13 protein-coding genes are annotated in these 16649 nt (G+C 61.3%); 10 read left to right on the top strand and 3 right to left on the bottom strand.

Features of this window, described 5'->3' with window-relative positions:
- Window positions 1–81 precede the first annotated feature (81 nt).
- A complete protein-coding gene (gene htpG, locus ACFHWW_RS16695) occupies window positions 82–1971 on the top strand; it encodes a molecular chaperone HtpG (protein ID WP_379939354.1) in 1890 nt (629 codons plus the stop codon).
- Between the two features lie 62 nt (window positions 1972–2033).
- Here the strand turns inward: htpG and ACFHWW_RS16690 are convergent, their stop codons facing one another.
- Window positions 2034–3218, bottom strand: a complete 1185-nt coding sequence (locus ACFHWW_RS16690) for a CaiB/BaiF CoA transferase family protein (protein WP_379939352.1) — start codon at window positions 3216–3218, stop codon at window positions 2034–2036.
- An 11-nt stretch (window positions 3219–3229) separates the two neighbouring features.
- Complete coding sequence (locus ACFHWW_RS16685; RefSeq protein ID WP_018098414.1) at window positions 3230–4417, bottom strand: acyl-CoA dehydrogenase; 1188 nt, start codon at window positions 4415–4417, stop codon at window positions 3230–3232.
- Between the two features lie 187 nt (window positions 4418–4604).
- Here ACFHWW_RS16685 and ACFHWW_RS16680 point away from each other — a divergent pair, with 187 nt between their 5' ends.
- The 7 genes from ACFHWW_RS16680 (at window position 4605) to ACFHWW_RS16650 (ending at window position 12385) form a co-directional block, all read left to right on the top strand.
- Window positions 4605–5558 (top strand): LysR family transcriptional regulator, encoded by a 954-nt coding sequence (locus tag ACFHWW_RS16680; RefSeq protein ID WP_018098412.1) that lies wholly within the window; start codon window positions 4605–4607, stop codon window positions 5556–5558.
- A gap of 78 nt (window positions 5559–5636) precedes the next feature.
- A complete protein-coding gene (locus tag ACFHWW_RS16675; protein ID WP_379939350.1) occupies window positions 5637–6764 on the top strand; it encodes an NAD(P)/FAD-dependent oxidoreductase in 1128 nt (375 codons plus the stop codon).
- Between the two features lie 449 nt (window positions 6765–7213).
- Window positions 7214–8731, top strand: coding sequence for an ABC transporter substrate-binding protein (locus ACFHWW_RS16670; RefSeq protein ID WP_379939397.1), 1518 nt, complete (start codon window positions 7214–7216; stop codon window positions 8729–8731).
- Window positions 8732–8818: 87 nt separating this feature from the next.
- Window positions 8819–9760: an ABC transporter permease gene (locus ACFHWW_RS16665; protein WP_379939348.1), complete on the top strand. Its 942-nt coding sequence runs from the start codon at window positions 8819–8821 to the stop codon at window positions 9758–9760.
- A complete protein-coding gene (locus ACFHWW_RS16660; protein WP_379939346.1) occupies window positions 9760–10629 on the top strand; it encodes an ABC transporter permease in 870 nt (289 codons plus the stop codon). Before ACFHWW_RS16665 ends, ACFHWW_RS16660 begins: the two co-directional genes overlap by 1 nt.
- Before the next feature lie 3 nt (window positions 10630–10632).
- A complete protein-coding gene (locus ACFHWW_RS16655; protein WP_275599200.1) occupies window positions 10633–11844 on the top strand; it encodes an amidohydrolase/deacetylase family metallohydrolase in 1212 nt (403 codons plus the stop codon).
- Between the two features lie 40 nt (window positions 11845–11884).
- Window positions 11885–12385 (top strand): RidA family protein, encoded by a 501-nt coding sequence (locus ACFHWW_RS16650; protein WP_275599201.1) that lies wholly within the window; start codon window positions 11885–11887, stop codon window positions 12383–12385.
- Between the two features lie 11 nt (window positions 12386–12396).
- Here ACFHWW_RS16650 and ACFHWW_RS16645 read toward each other — a convergent pair whose 3' ends face one another.
- Window positions 12397–13212, bottom strand: coding sequence for an IclR family transcriptional regulator (locus ACFHWW_RS16645; RefSeq protein ID WP_100670173.1), 816 nt, complete (start codon window positions 13210–13212; stop codon window positions 12397–12399).
- A gap of 112 nt (window positions 13213–13324) precedes the next feature.
- Between ACFHWW_RS16645 and ACFHWW_RS16640 the strand changes: the two genes are divergently transcribed.
- Both ACFHWW_RS16640 and ACFHWW_RS16635 read left to right on the top strand, forming a co-directional pair.
- The gene (locus tag ACFHWW_RS16640) at window positions 13325–14524 is read left to right on the top strand and encodes an aminotransferase class V-fold PLP-dependent enzyme (RefSeq protein ID WP_379939343.1); all 1200 of its coding nucleotides are present in this window, start codon (window positions 13325–13327) and stop codon (window positions 14522–14524) included.
- A gap of 33 nt (window positions 14525–14557) precedes the next feature.
- Window positions 14558–16393 carry a dipeptide ABC transporter ATP-binding protein gene (locus ACFHWW_RS16635; protein WP_379939341.1) on the top strand — a complete coding sequence of 612 codons (1836 nt, stop codon included), beginning with the start codon at window positions 14558–14560 and terminating at the stop codon, window positions 16391–16393.
- Window positions 16394–16649 lie beyond the last annotated feature (256 nt).

Here is a 16649-nt window from a genome sequence, read left to right as displayed (position 1 = left end):
GGGGCTGCCGCAAGACGACCCTTGAAATTCAGGCCGCGGCTTGCCAATTGGGAGCAAACGTCAACGAGGTCCGAAAACGCAATGAGTGAAGTCGAAACGTCCGTAGAGAAACATGTCTTCGAAGCCGACGTGGCGAAGCTGCTGCACCTGATGGTGCACTCCGTCTATTCCGATAAGAACGTCTTTCTCCGCGAGCTGATTTCGAATGCGGCCGACGCCTGCGAAAAGCTACGCTACGAAGCGATCGTCGCCCCCGAGCTCCTCGGCAGCGATCCCGCCTCGCGCATCACTCTGACGCTCGACGAGGAGAATGCCCGCCTGGTCATCGAGGACAACGGCATCGGCATGGGCCGCGACGAGCTTGTCGAATCGCTGGGCACGATTGCACGCTCCGGCACGCGTGCCTTCATGGAGCGGGTTGAAGCAGCGCAGAACAAGGACGGCGCCCAGCTCATCGGCCAGTTCGGTGTCGGCTTCTATTCGGCCTTCATGGTCGCCGACAACGTCGATGTCGTTTCCCGCCGCGCCGGCACCGACAAGGCCTGGCACTGGGCATCCGACGGCAAGGGCAGCTACACGGTTTCGGCGGTCAATCTCGCGGACGCGCCGTCGCGCGGTACGCGCATCACGCTGCATCTGATGGACGACGCCAAGACCTACACCTCGCGCTGGACGGTCGAGCGCATCATCAAGGAGCAGTCCGGTCACGTGCCGGTTCCGATCTCGATCGTCGAGAAGCCCGGTGCAGAACCGGCACAGGTAGCAGACGGCACGGCGCTCTGGACGAAGCAGAAAAGCGAGATCAGCAAGGACGATTATACCGATTTCTACCGCGGCGTTGCCGGGCAGTACGACGATCCGGCGCTGACGGTTCATTTCCGCGCCGAGGGGCGCCACGAATATACCGCGCTTGCCTTCGTGCCCGGCTCGAAGCCGTTCGATCTTTTCGACCCCGATCGCAAGGGCCGGATGAAGCTCTACGTCAAGCGCGTCTTCATCACCGACGAGGCGGAACTGCTGCCGCGGTACCTGCGCTTCGTGCGCGGCCTCGTCGACACGGCGGACCTGCCGCTCAACGTCTCGCGGGAAATGATTCAGGAAAGTCCTCTTCTCGCAAATATCCGCAAGGGGCTGACGAACCGCGTGCTGACCAGCATCGAAAAGCTTGCGGAAAGCGATCCCGAGGCCTTCGCCAAGATCTGGGAAAACTTCGGCAGCGTGATCAAGGAGGGCATTTACGAGGATTTCGAGCGGCGGGGCCAGCTCCTGGCGCTGTCGCGCTTCCGCACGACCGCGGATGACGACAAGCCGCGCGGTTTGAGCGACTACGTCAAGGAGATGAAGGACGGCCAGTCGGCCATCTACTACCTGACCGGCGACAACCTCGCCCAGCTGAAGGCGTCGCCCCAGCTCGAAGGTTTTCGCGCCCGCGGCATCGAGGTGCTGCTCCTGACATGCCCGGTCGACAGCTTCTGGGTGACGACCGCTCCCGATTTCGAAGGAAAGCCGTTCAAGTCGATCACCCAGGGTGCGGCCGATCTCGCCGCCATCGCCAAAAAGGACGATGCGGCCGCCGCTTCGACGGAAGCGGGCGCCGCCGTCACCGACTTCGTGGCCTTCGCGAGGGAGACGCTCGGCGACGTGGTTTCGGACGTCCGGACCTCCGACCGCCTCACGGAAAGCGCCGTCTGCCTTGTTGCGCCCGAACAGGGGCCTGACCTTCAGCTCCAGAAAATGCTCCAAGGCGCCGGACGTATGGAGGGCGCTCCCAAGCCAGTCCTCGAGATCAATCCCGGCCATAACCTGATCGCCGCGCTTGCCGCCTGCTCCGCGGAGGACAAGGGCTTCCGGGAGGACGCGGTCAAACTTCTCCTCGACCAGGCCCGCGTTCTCGACGGCGACAAGCCCGAAAACCCCCGCGCCTTTGCAGAGCGGCTTTCCCGCGTGTTCGATCGAGCCTTGAAGGTTTAGGGCTCAAGAGAAAGGCTCCTTCGTCCCGCAGGCGGGGCGAAGGAGATTGAGGCCGGCCTGACTTACCGGTCTTTCGGCAAGACCATTCCGATCTCAGCCAGCACCTCATCCGTATGTTCCCCGAGCCGGGGCACGCCGCGCTCGAGCGAAAGCGTTGCACCGGAGAAGCGGATCGGCGTGCGGACGCCCGGCGACGTTCCTGCCGCCGCGCCGGTATGGGGTGTCTCCACCCGCATCTGCCGGTGGACGACCTGCGGATCGGCGAAAACGTCGGCGACGGAGTTGATCGGGCCACCGGGGACGCCTGCGGCTTCGAGCCGGGCGAGCAACGTATCCCGCTCGAACTTCGCTGTTTCCGCCGCGAGCTCCGGTGTCAGGCTCTCGCGGTGCTGCACGCGGTCTGCATTCGTATGGTAGCGGGCATCCGAGGCGAGATCCGGCCGGCCGAGGAGTTCGCAGAATTTCACGAATTGGCGGTCGTTGCCGACTGCGACGATCAGATGCCCGTCGGCGGTCGGAAACACCTGATAGGGTGCGATATTCGGATGGGCATTGCCGAGCCGCCGCGGTGCCTTGCCGGAAACGAGAAAGTTCAGCGCCTGATTGGCGAGCACGCCCGTCATGCAGTCGAGCAACGCCATGTCGATCTGCTGGCCCTCGTCCGTGCGTTCCCGCTGTGCCAGGGCCGCCTGCACCGCGATAACACCATAGAGCCCGGTGAAAATATCAGCGAAGGCAACGCCGATCTTTTGCGGTTCACGATCCGGCTCGCCCGTCAGGTCCATGATGCCGCTCATGCCCTGGACGATGTAGTCGTAGCCGGCGCGGTGAGCATAGGGCCCGTCCTGCCCGAAGCCGGTGACCGAGCAATAGATGAGCCGCGGATTGATTTTCCTGAGGCTTTCATAATCGAGACCGTATTTGGCGAGGCCGCCGACCTTGAAGTTCTCGAGCAAGACGTCGGATTGCGCGGCAAGCCGGCGCACCGCCTCCTGCCCCTCTGCGGTCGTAAAGTCGAGAACGACAGACCTCTTGCCGCGGTTGCACGCGTGAAAATAGGCGGCATCCAGCCTTTCGTCGCCTTCGCCTTTCACGAAGGGAGGTCCCCAGGTCCGGGTGTCGTCTCCGGCCGGGCTCTCGACCTTGATGACGTCGGCGCCGAGATCGGCAAGGGTCTGCCCGATCCAGGGGCCCGCCAGTATGCGGGCAAGTTCGAGCACGCGGATGCCCTTGAGCGGCGCTTCCATGGCGGCGCCGCTCAGAAGAAGGCCTGCAGCCCGGTCTGGGCGCGGCCGAGGATCAGCGCATGCACGTCGTGCGTGCCCTCATAGGTGTTGACGGTCTCTAGGTTCATCATGTGGCGCATGACCTGATATTCCTCGGAAATGCCGTTGCCGCCATGCATGTCGCGGGCCATGCGCGCAATATCGAGTGCCTTGCCGCAATTGTTGCGCTTGACGATCGAGATCATCTCCGGGGCCATGCGGCCCTCGTCCATCAGCCGTCCGACCCTGAGCGAGCCCTGCAGCCCGAGCGCGATCTCGGTCTGCATGTCGGCGAGCTTCTTCTGGAAAAGTTGGGTCTGGGCGAGCGGTCGGTTGAACTGCTTGCGGTCGAGCCCGTACTGACGGGCCGCATGCCAGCAGAATTCGGCCGCGCCGAGCGCGCCCCAGGAAATTCCGTAGCGAGCACGGTTGAGGCAGCCGAATGGTCCCTTCAGCCCCTCGACATTCGGCAGCAGCGCGTCGTCTGCGACCTCGACATTGTCGAGGACGATTTCGCCGGTGATCGAGGCGCGCAGCGAGAGCTTGCCTGCGATCTTCGGTGCGGAAAGGCCTTTCGCGCCTTTTTCCAGTACGAAGCCCCGGATGGCATTGTCATGCGCTTCCGACTTCGCCCAGACGACGAAGACATCGGCGAGCGGCGCATTGGAGATCCACATCTTGGAGCCGACGAGACGGTAGCCGCCTTCGGTCTTGATCGCCCGGGTCTTCATGCCCGCCGGATCGGAGCCGGCGTCCGGCTCGGTCAGCCCGAAGCAGCCGATCCACTCGCCGCTGATAAGCTTCGGAAGGAACTTCCGCTTCTGCTCTTCCGAGCCGTAGGCGAAAATCGGATAGATGACGAGCGACGATTGCACGCTCATCATCGAGCGATAGCCGGAATCGACGCGCTCCACCTCGCGTGCGACGAGACCGTAAGCGACGTAGGACGCGCCGACACCGCCATAGGTGTCGGGAACGGTCACGCCGAGCAGGCCGAGGTCGCCCATCTCGCGGAAGATCGCCGGGTCCGTCGTCTCCTCGCGGTAAGCTTCGATCACGCGCGGCTGCAGCTTTTCCTGGGCATAGGCGCGCGCCGTATCGCGGATCATCCGCTCGTCTTCGCTCAGTTGATCTTCGAGGAGGAACGGATCGTCCCACTGGAATTGGCTTTTGCCGGCCATCTCTATCTCCCGTCGCATTGTCGCGCCTGTGTTATGACAAGCCGGGTCAAGGCTTTCAAACGAAATTGAGACACTGGCTCATGCGCCTGCTGCATGATTCATCTGATCGGCCCCGTGGCGATTGGCCTTGTGCAAGCGACCATTCTTCTGAATATGCATAAAGTACATTATCGCTCCGCCGGCCACCATGACCAACAACCGCCTTGAACGTTTCGCCCACAATCTCGATTGGAACCTGTTGCGCACCTTCGTCGTGGTCGTCGAGGAGGGCAGCATCACGGCGGCCGCAAACCGGCTGCTCCTGCAGCAGCCCGCCGTCAGCATGGCCCTCAAACGGCTCGAGCAGACCATCGGGCAGAAACTGATCGACCGCCGCCCGGGGCGTTTCGATCTGACGGAAGCAGGCGAGAAACTGCACCTCCAGTGCCGCGATATCTTCGCGGCCGTCATTCGCCTGCCGCATGTTCTGGAAACGGCGGGCGAGGAGATCACCGGTCATCTCAACATCCATGCGGTGAGCCACGCCCACAATCCCGCCTGGGACCGGAAGCTCGGCAGCTTCTTTCGCATGCATCCGAAGGTCACGATATCGATGACGGTGGCGACGACCGTCGACGTGTTGAGCGCCGTCGAGCGCAACATTGCGACGATGGGCCTCTGCGACGGCATCATACCGGAGGGCTTGAACAAGAGCTTCCACATACGCGAGCGCTACGCGCTCTACTGCGGCCGCGGCCACCGGCTTTTCGGCGTCGAGGGCGTTGATTTCCACGATCTGCGCGGCGATCCTTACATCGCCTTCATAGCCGATGTACTCGGCGGTCAGCACATGAATTCCGTGACCGCAGTCCGCGCCGTAGGCTCCTTCGGCCAGCAGGTTCGGGGCGTCTCCTGCAACGTCGAGGAGGTCATGCGGCTGATCGCCGCCGATGTCGGCATCGGCATGCTGCCCGATCATATCGCCCGCGAGGCCGTCGCGGCGGGAGATTTGTGGCAGTTGCCCCCCTATCGCGACCTGCCGACGACCGACGTGTTCCGCATTTCCAATCCGAATTCCATCCTCAATCCGGCCGAAGCCGCCTTCCTCGCCCACGTCGCCGACACCGAAGCGCTGGATCATTGCGACCATCAGCAGGATTGATAACGACATTTACAACTATAAATTTGAGCGGCACCCGCACCGTCCCTATTCTCCGCCGTCAAGTTGCGGGAGCGGTACATGCCAAACTACGACGTTGTGATTATCGGGGGCGGGATCGCCGGCTTGTCGCTCGCCTATTTCCTGAGCCCGCATCGTTCCGTCGCCGTCCTGGAACGGGAGGAGGCGCTCGGCTATCACAGCACCGGCCGCTCGGCCGCCGAGTTCGTGCTCAGATACAACGCGCCGGAGATCTGCAAACTCGCGACGATATCGAAAGCCTTTTTCGATCGGCCGCCGGAAGGCTTCAGCGACGTGCCGCTGTTAAGGCAACGCGGCGGCGTGATGATCGCGGGTGCCGGGAAACTCGATCGATTTGAAAAGCTGCTCGCCGAAGAACGCGAATTCACGCCTGAAATCGAACGGCTCACGAAAGACGAGGCGCTTGCCCGCGTTCCGATTCTCAATCCCGACTATGTCGCAGCCGCCTTCCACGACCCGAATTTCTGGGACATCGAGGTCGAGAACCTGCTCCAGGGCTACGTCAAGGGCGCCCGCCGCAACGGCTGCGACATCCTCGAGCGCCATGAAATCCTCGCCGCTCGGCATCATGGATCGGGCTGGCTGCTGGGCACGGCGGCCGGTGAGATCGGAGCCAGGATCGTCGTCAACGCCGCCGGGGCCTGGGCGGACCCGGTTGCCGCGGTCTTCGGCGTAAGGCCGAGCGGCATCGTCCCGCATCGGCGCACCGCCATCACCGTTGACCTTCCGGCAGGTATCGATGCAGCAAAGCTTCCTGAAATCAACGAGATAGATGAAGACTTTTACATGAAGCCCGAGGGCGGAAGGCTGCTCGCCTCGCCCGCCGACGCGACGCCGTGCGAAGCATCGGACGTACAGCCGGAGGAGATCGACGTCGCCTGGGCCGCACACTACGTCGAAGAGGCGACGACGGTCCCGGTAAGAAGAATTGTCAAGAGCTGGGCGGGTCTGCGCAGCTTTTCCCCTGACCGGCTGCCGGTCATCGGTTTTGCGCCAGGCTGCCCGGATTTCTTCTGGCTGGCCGGCCAGGGAGGCTACGGGATTCTCACCTCGCCTGCGCTGGGCGCTCTGGCGGCTGCCCTTCTGAGCGACACCGCACCGCCGGCAGCCTTCCGGGCCGAAGGACTCGATCCCCGACAGTTCGACCCGCGTCGCCTGCCGAGCTGAAGCAATTTTGCGAGCCTGGCCGCAATCGCGACAAATTCCAAAACCACAGGCCACAACTCCATTTATCGTCGTCGAACAGCCGTCACGCGACTGAGGAGCCGTTCCTGACATCGATCAGGCTGCCCACGTTCGCATCGTTCGCGAAGTGCCGATCCTTTCGGTGTTCAAGCTCTCAACGAAATCACCCCGGAAAGGCGCGTAGCGAGGAGGGTTCCTGCTGTGCAACGGCCACAAAAGATCTGCGTCTGCGCGCGCAATGTTGAACTCCGTTAAATCCGAGCTCTTAGGCAGCGCCATGGGCGAAGCTCCGGGGGCGATCAGCCGCTGATCGGACAATGGAAACGTGTGGCAGTTCAATTTTCGATTGACAGCCACCGCTTATCCAATATTCTTTTATAAGAACACATATAACATAATAGTGGAACAAGGGGAACTTCAACGTGAGAAAAGTGACTGCACTTCTGCTGGGAACTGCACTGACAATCCTTCCTTCCGGCCTTTTCGCTCAAGAAAAGGGCGGCATTGTCAATGTCGCCACGATCGGTGAGCCGCCGACGCTTGATCCGATGTCATCGACGGCCGATCTCGTCGGTATCGTCACGCAGCATATTTTCGAGACCCTCTACACATTCGACAAGAACTGGAACGTCACGCCGCTTCTGGCCGATAGCCTGCCGGACATCAGCGCCGACGGTAAAACCTACACAATCAAGCTGCGTACCGGCATCAAATTCCACGATGATACGGACATGACATCCGAGGATGTTGTCGCCTCTCTTGCCCGCTGGGAAAAGATTGCCTCGCGCGGCAAGCAGGCAGCAGGCTTCATTGCTTCCATCGAAGCTGCCGATCCGGCAACGGTGAAGATCACCCTGACGCAGCCCTACGCGCCGCTGGCGTCCCTGCTCGCCTTCAACAATTCGGCAGCCATCATCATCCCGTCGGAAAAGCAGGATGACGTGATGAAGGACTTCATCGGTACAGGTCCCTACATGCTCAAGGAGCGCAAGGCCGACCAATATATCCAGCTGACCCGTTTCGAGGGCTACAAGTCCCGGGCCGGCGAGAGCGATGGCTACGGCGGCGCTCGCCACCAGTATCTCGACGAAATCCGCTTTGTCCCCGTTCCTGATCCCAACACGCGCGTCGAAGCGGCAGTATCGGGCCAGTATGACTATGTGGATTCCATCCCGGTCGAATCTTTCGACAAGGTCAAGGCCTCGGCCTCGACGCAGCCGATTATGCTCAAGCCATTCGGCTATCCGGTCTTTGTCTTCAATACGGCCGAGGGGCTGAACAAGGACGTCGCCGTGCGCAAGGCCATCCGCCAGGCGCTCAGCATGGAAGACATGATGGCTGCGGCCTTCGGCAGCCCGGACTTCTTTTCCCTCGATGGCGCGATCTACCCGGAGGCCTATTCCTGGCATACCGAAGCGGGCACTGACGGAGCCTACAATGTGGCGGACCCGGAAGGCGCGGCGGCAGCGCTGAAGTCCGCCGGTTACAATGGCGAGCCACTGCGGATTCTCACCAGCCGCCAATATGAATTTCATTACAAGATGGCCCAGGTCGCGGCGGAATATCTCAAGCTTGCCGGCTTTACCGTCGATATGCAGGTGGTCGACTGGGCAACGCTGACGCAGCGCCGGGCCGATCCCAAGCTTTGGGACGTCTATATCACCCACAGCCCGTTCCTGCCGGAGCCGGCTCTGATCGGCTCGCTTTCGACCAGTTCGCCGGGCTGGTGGAACACCCCTGCCCGCAAGGCAGCCGTGGATGCATTCACTTCCGAGGTCGATCCAAACAGGCGTGTCGCGCTCTTCGCCGATGTCCAAAAAGCGATCTATGACGACGCGGCCTTCATGAAGATCGGTAATTTCAACGCGGTGGCTGCCAAGTCGACAAAACTGGAAGGCGTCGATCCGGCCCCTTGGCCATTTTTCTGGAACGCGTCGATTACGAAATGATCATTCCTCAGTCGGAGACATCGGCTCGCTCGAGCCGGTGTCCTTTACAGACCTGCGCGCTCTCCGGAGCATGAGGATCAGGCTTTCATGATACGGTATATTCTCCAGCGCCTCTTCGGCATGATCATCGTGATGTTCCTTGTCGTCACGATCGTGTTCGTGATCGTACGGGTGACGCCCGGCGATCCGGCAGCGGTCATGCTCGGGCCGGACGCCAGCGCCCAGGATATTGCGGAGCTGCGCATACGGCTGGGCCTCGACCGTTCGCTGGGCGTTCAATACATCTATTATATGGGTCAGCTGCTGAAGGGCGATCTCGGCCAATCGATCTTCCTCAACATGCCGGTCGCATCGGCCCTGCTCGAGCGGGCCGAACCGACCTTTTTCCTTACGGTGTTCTCGCTGCTCATCGCCAGCGCCATCGCCTTGCCGATCGGGATCTATGCGGCCTATCGGCGTGGTTCGCTCTTCGACCAGGCAGCAACAGCGCTGGCGATGCTGGCTGCCAGCATTCCGAGCTTCTGGCTTGGCCTGATCATGATGCAGGTCTTTGCCGTCCGTCTCGATCTGTTCCCCGTGTCGGGCTACGGCGGACCGGGATCGACGTTTGCTGAGCGGATGCATCATCTGACGCTGCCGGCGTTTGCGCTCGGCATCGTCTCCTCGGCGCTGGTCCTGCGCTTCACCCGCGCCTCGATGCTCGATGTGCTCGGAGATGACTATATCCGGACTGCGCGCGCCAAGGGTCTGATCGAGCGGCGTGTCATCCTCAAGCATGCGTTGAAGAATGCGCTGGTTCCGATCCTCACGGTGATCGGCCTGACTGCGGCGGTTCTCGTCTCGGGCGCCGTCGTGACCGAGACCGTGTTCGGCCTGCCCGGCGTCGGCAACCTGGTGGTATCCGCCGTGCTCAGGCGCGATTATCCGGTCATCCAGGGGGCGTTGCTGGTCATTGCCGCACTCTATGTCCTGATCAATTTTGCCATCGACATGCTCTACCTGCTGGTCGATCCGAGGGTGCGTTACTGATGACAGCAATCGTCTCGAAACCGGCGCTCAGTGAGCGCAACAAATTCATCCGGCGCCTGCTGAAGCGCAAGACCGTGGCCTTCGGACTGATCGTTCTGACGATCTTCGTGCTGCTTGCCATCTTTGCCCCGCTGATCGCGCCTTATGCGCCGTCAAAACTGTCCATCGTCAACCGGTTGAAACCGCCGGGCGGCACGTTCATCTTCGGTACCGATGAGTTCGGCCGCGACGTGTTTTCGCGGACCATCTATTCGGCGCGGCTGTCATTGCTGGTCGGCGCCGCCGTCGTGACATTGTCCGCGATCATCGGTGTGACGCTCGGGCTGATCGCCGGATTCTTCAAGCAATTCGATGCGCCGATCGCCCGGCTGATCGACGCGATGATGGCCTTTCCGGACATTCTTCTTGCCATCGCGCTTGTGGCCGCGCTGGGGCCATCGCTGACCACCGTCATCATCGCGCTCAGCATCGTCTACGCGCCGCGCCTGGCGCGTATCGTTCGTGCGTCGACCCTGGTGATCCGCGAGCTCCCCTATATCGAGGCCGCCCGGGCGCTTGGCATTTCGACGCGCCACATCATGACGCGGCATGTGCTGCGCAACCTGCTGTCGCCGATCCTCGTGCAGGCGACATTTCTCTTCGCCAATGCCATGCTGGCCGAAGCGGGACTTTCGTTTCTCGGGCTTGGCGTCAGCCCGGAAATCCCGACCTGGGGCACGATGATCTCCGCCGGCCGGCAATATATCGGCCAAGCCGACTGGATGACGCTGTTTCCTGGCTTCGCCATCATTCTCTCCGTGCTGTCGCTGCAGATGGTTGGCGACGGATTGCGCGATCTTCTCGATCCAAGGCTTCGAAAGGACTTATGAAACATGTCTTATCGATATGAGGCGAAGGGGCCCGTGCTCCTCGCCAATGTCAAACCCATTGCCTTCGGCGCCAGCACACCAAACGGCCCGATCGATATCCTGATCAATGCTGACGGCCGCATCGCCGAAGTCGGCCCGTCGCTTGCCGTATCCACTGAGGTGCAGCGCATCGATGGCAACGGCGCGTGGATCTCGCCCGGCTGGATCGATCTGCACGTGCACATCTGGCACGGCGGCACGGATATTTCCCTGCGCCCGTCCGAATGCGGCGCGGAGCGTGGCGTCACGACCCTGGTGGATGCCGGCTCTGCCGGCGAAGCCAATTTCCATGGTTTTCGCGAATATATCATCGAGCCGTCGCGCGAGCGTATCAAGGCTTTCATCAATCTCGGCTCCATCGGTCTTGTCGCCTGCAACCGCGTGCCGGAACTCAGAAGCATTCAGGACATCAATCTCGACCGCATTCTTGAGGTCTACGCCGAAAACAGCGAGCATATTGTCGGCATCAAGGTCCGAGCGAGCCACGTCATCACCGGATCCTGGGGCGTGACGCCGGTCAAGCTCGGAAAGAAAATCGCCAAGATCCTCAAGATACCGATGATGGTGCATGTCGGTGAACCCCCGGCGCTCTATGACGAAGTGCTGGAAATCCTCGGCCCAGGCGACATCGTCACCCATTGTTTCAACGGCAAGGCCGGCTCGAGCATCATGGAAGACGAGGATCTGTTCGATCTCGCCGAGCGATGTGCCGGCGACGGTATCCGGCTGGATATCGGCCATGGCGGGGCGTCCTTCTCGTTCAAGGTTGCCGAGGCGGCAATCAAGCGGGGTCTTCTGCCATTCTCTATCTCGACCGATCTGCACGACCACTCGATGAACTTCCCGGTCTGGGATCTGGCGACGACCATGTCAAAACTGCTGGTGGTCGGCATGCCGTTCGAAAAGGTGGTGGAGGCAGTTACTCAGGCGCCGGCGTCCGTTATCAAGCTGCCGATGGAAAACCGCCTCACCGTTGGCGAGCGGGCCGATTTCACCGTTTTCGATCTGGTCGATGCCGATATCGAGGCGACCGATTCGAATGGTGAAGTCTCGGTGCTCACCCGCATTTTCGAACCGCGCTATGCCATCATCGGCGCGGAAGCTGTGTCAGCCAGCCGCTATATCCCGCGCGCGCGAAAACTCGTGCGTCACAGCCACGGCTATTCATACCGCTAAGCCGGGGCCACTCTCATTTTTACAGGACACAGGAGTTCGCGTGAACAGTTCCACGGCAACCGCCGCCGACAGGACGGGTTCGCCTGCCGACCGGCTGACGTCGCTCGGCATCGTGTTGCCGCCGCCCCCGCCGCCGATAGCCAATTTCGTGACGCATGTGCGCGAAGGCAATCTGATCTATCTTTCCGGCCAGGGTCCGCGTGAGGCCGATGGTTTCATGCATACCGGCAAGGTGGGACCGGGCGGCGTCGATGTCGCCGATGCCTATAGCCACGCGCGACTGACAGGCATCAACCTGCTGGCCGTCCTGCAGGAGGCACTGGGAGACCTTTCCCGGGTACGGCGCGTCGTCAAGCTGCTCGGCATGGTCAATGCGACACCAGACTTCGAGGATCATCCCGGCGTCATCAATGGGTGCTCGGACCTTTTCGTCGAGGTCTTCGGCGATGCCGGGCAGCATGCCCGGTCCGCGGTCGGCTTCGGGTCGTTGCCCGGCAATATCACCGTCGAGATCGAAGCGATCGTCGCCTTGCACGGTTAAGAAAAAGCATGTCAGTGACCGCGCCAGCCCATCAGTTTTTCGATCCTGTCCGCGGAAGCGCGCGCATGCGAAGTGTAATGCGTTTCGTCGGAAAAGGCCTTCTGCTCCGGCAGAACGATCGAGATGGTCGCGACGCACCGGCCATCGCGATCGCAGATCGGCGATGCGATGCAGGCAACCGCATAGTCGGATTCGCCCGCCTGAATCGAAAGTCGCGCCTTCATCGCATCCACGGCCGCGGCAGACAGCTTGGCCGGATCGACATCGGCGCGTCCGGTCGGCGAGGAACGGGCGCATCGCCTGAAGAGCTCGAGCCGCTCATCGTCCGGCAGATGACCCACCAGAAGCCGGCCGGACGCGGTCCAGTTCAGCGGCACACGGGTTCCAACGCGCGAGGCGACCTGGAAATGGCTTGGACCTTCCGCCATCGCAAGCACCAGCATATGGTCGCCGTCACGGCCACAAAGCTGGACGGTTTCACCGACCTGGCGACAGAGATCGTGCATTTCATGGGTGGCGACACTCATGAAATCCAGCGAGCGGGCATAGGCCAGACCGAAGTGGTAAAGCCGCGCTCCAAGCCAGATCAAGCCATCGGCACCGCGCGTCAAAAGGTTCTTTTCCACCAGATCATCGACGATCACGTAGACCGTGGAAAGCGGCGCGCCAATTGCCTTGGCAATAGCATAGGCACTACAGGGCGCGCCGGTCTCGTAGAGGTGATCAAGAACCTGCAGGGCCCGGTCTATGCCGCTGACCCGAGAGCGTTTTCCGCTTTTCACGCTGTCCTCATCGATCACGGAAATGGGGTGGATTTTGGCGTTCAAGACACGAACTCACATGATGATTTTGGACTGTTATTACATTGTAATGGCATAGCTGTCGATGATCGGAAGGCAATCCCCTCCGTTTTCGGCCGCAATAATTTCGGAGAGCACAATGCCCAGTGAAGACATTCGCACATCCCTCGGACTGCGTCCGGTCATCAATGTTTCAGGCACTATGACAAGCCTGGGGGCATCGATCGTGGTTCCGGAAGCGATTGCCGCTATGACATCCATCCTGCCGCAATTCGTCGAGATGAATGACCTGCAGCGAAAAGCAAGTGCCGTGATCGCGCGGGTGACCGGCGGCGAAGCCGGTTTCGTGACGGCATCGTGCGCGGCAGGCATCACCCTTGCCGTTGCCGGAACCATCACCGGCAGCGACCTGCTCGCCATCGAGAAACTGCCCAGCGTCAGCACAGAAAAAAATGAGGTCCTTGTGCAGATGGGCCATATCGTCAGTTACGGCGCGCCGGTCGATCAGTCCATTCGTCTGGCGGGCGCCAAGACCGTGATGATCGGGCAAGCGACCTCGACCCATCGGTACCACATGGAGAACGCGATCACGGAAAAGACGGCTGCGGCCCTTTACGTCGTCTCGCATCACGTCGTCGACTACGGCCTGTTGAAGCTGACGGAATTCGTGGAAATCGCCCGCGCGAAATCAGTGCCCGTCATCGTTGATGCGGCATCGGAATACGATCTGCGTAGCTTTCTCGAGCAGGGAGCGGACATCGTGCTTTATTCCGGTCACAAATTTCTGGGCGGCCCGACTTCCGGCATCGTGGCTGGTAGGAAGGACCTCGTGCGCAACGCCTTCCTTCAGAATATGGGGATTGGGCGGGGCATGAAAGTCGGCAAGGAGAGCGTCTTCGGCCTCATGGCGGCCCTGGAAGCCTGGGAAAAGCGCGATCATGACGGTATCCGCGCCCGCGAGACCGGCTATCTCCATCTCTGGCGCGACACGCTGGAGAACCGACCAGGCGTCACAGCGCTGATCGAGCCCGATCCGACCGGCAATCCACTCGACAGGCTGCGGGTGATCGTGAGCGCGCGCGAAGCCCATATCACGGCGTGGGATCTTGCCGCTGCGCTGGCGCGCGGTACGCCGCCTGTCATCGTCCGCGACCACGAGGTCGAGCATCACTACTTCTACCTCGATCCCTGCAACCTGCATCCGGGTCAGGAGACCATCGTTGCCAACCGTCTGGCCGAGGAACTCGATAAGGCCAGCGCCTCGAACGACATCATCGCCACACCGCTGGAAAACCGCAGCAAGCACCGTTTCGATGGCGCACTGCGCTGGCCGGATTGAACCCGACGGCTTAAACCGAAGAAGGATCCCGACATGGCAACCCTCCCCGCCTTACAAACAGAACCCGTGCCGCCGATTTTGTCCGTGGAGAACCTGACGACGTCGTTCATCGTCGACGGGGAGTGGAGGTCCGTTGTGCGGGATATGTCGTTCACGGTGGCCCCTGGCGAGACCGTGGCGATCGTCGGAGAATCCGGCTCCGGCAAGAGCGTCACCTCGCTGTCGATCATGCGACTGCTCCCGGCCGATACCAGCCATATCGCGGGAAGGGTCGTGCTCGACGGCCGCGATATTCTGCAACTGCCTGAGACCACGATGCGGCAGGTGCGCGGAAACGATGTTGCGATGATCTTTCAGGAACCTATGACAAGCCTCAATCCGCTCTTCACTATCGGCGACCAGATCTCCGAAGCGCTTCTCTGCCACTCGCAGATGGGCAAGCGGGACGCCAGGGCCGAGACCATCCGGTTGTTGGAAAAGGTGCGCATTCCATCCGCCGCCTCCCGTTTCGATGAATATCCGCACCGGTTTTCGGGTGGTATGCGCCAGCGCGTAATGATTGCCATGGCACTTGCCTCACGACCAAAGCTGCTGATTGCCGACGAGCCGACGACAGCACTTGATGTCACCATCCAGGGACAGATTCTCGATCTCATCAAAACGCTGCAGGAGGAAGAGGGAACCTCCGTGCTCTTCATCACGCACGATATGGGCGTCGTTGCCGAAATTGCCGACCGAACGGTGGTAATGTACCGCGGCGAGCAGGTGGAATCAGGCCCAACGAGCGATATCTTCTTCCGCGCCAAACACCCGTATACGCGTGCGCTTCTGTCCGCCGTTCCTGTCCTTGGCTCGATGGGCGGCAGGGATCGGCCCATGCGCTTTCCTGTCGTCGATACGGCGACCGGGCTCTCCGATGTCCCGGTCGAGACGGCAGATACCGTTGCACTCGGGAAACGCCCGGTGCTCGAAGTCAGGAACCTCACTAAGCATTTCGACATCCATTCCGGCCTGTTCAGCCGCTTGAGTGGCCGCGTCCATGCGGTCGAAAACGTTTCCTTCGACCTCCATGCCGGCGAAACTCTATCTCTGGTCGGTGAATCCGGCTGCGGCAAGTCGACGACCGGTCGTGCGATTATGCGCCTGATCGAGCCGCAGGCCGGCTCCGTTCTGGTGGATGGAACCGAGATCTTGACGCTTGATGCAAGCGGAATGCGCGAGATGCGCAAGACCGTCCAGATGATCTTCCAGGATCCCTTCGCGAGCCTCAACCCACGCATGCGGATAGGTGCTGCAATCGCCGAACCCTATCTCGAACACGAGATGGGAACCGCCAAACAGGCACGTGATCTGGTGGCCGATCTCCTGGTCAAGGTCGGACTGACAGCCGACATGGCTTCGCGCTACCCGCATGAGTTTTCCGGAGGCCAGCGTCAGCGCATCTGTATCGCCCGGGCGCTGGCGCTCGATCCGAAGGTGATCGTCGCCGACGAGAGCGTCTCGGCTCTCGACGTTTCGATCAAGGCGCAGGTGATCAATCTGCTGCTGGATTTGCAACAGAGCCTCAATCTTGCTTTCCTCTTCATTTCCCACGATATGGCCGTCGTCGAGCGCGTCAGCCATCGCGTTGCAGTCATGTATCTTGGTGAAATCGTTGAGGTGGGCCCTCGCGCTGCGGTCTTCGGCAATCCGCAGCACGCTTATACGAAGAAACTGATTTCCGCTGTGCCGGTCCCCGACCCGGATCGCCGCCGGGGAAAGGGCCTTATCAGCAATGAGGAGATAAAAAGCCCGATCCGTCCGGTCGATTACAAGACTGTACCAATCCGGTACCACGAGGTTTCGCCGGGGCACTTTGTCGCCGCGTGATCTCGACGCAATGATTGGCCCTCTCCTCGCATCAGGCTGTTTCCCGAGGCTTCGTCTATGACGTGCCCAGCTCGGAGTTCGAATGAGGACCTTTGCTGCACGTCTGAAAGCTACGGCTTCGGCACCGACCATTCCGCGCTTCCGCTGCCGTTCGATCCGCGGCTGGAAGCCGACCTGCGCTGCAGGCTGCGGGGGTGACGGATGTCACCTGTCACGATGACTTCGGCCGGTGCGTTCGAGATTCATGAACCGCACC

This window comes from Sinorhizobium sp. P24N7, assembly GCF_042436655.1.
Taxonomy (GTDB): Bacteria; Pseudomonadota; Alphaproteobacteria; order Rhizobiales; family Rhizobiaceae; genus Sinorhizobium; species Sinorhizobium meliloti_A.
The sequence above is the reverse complement of the archived record's forward strand: the minus strand, read 5'-3'. Positions and strand labels throughout refer to the sequence as shown.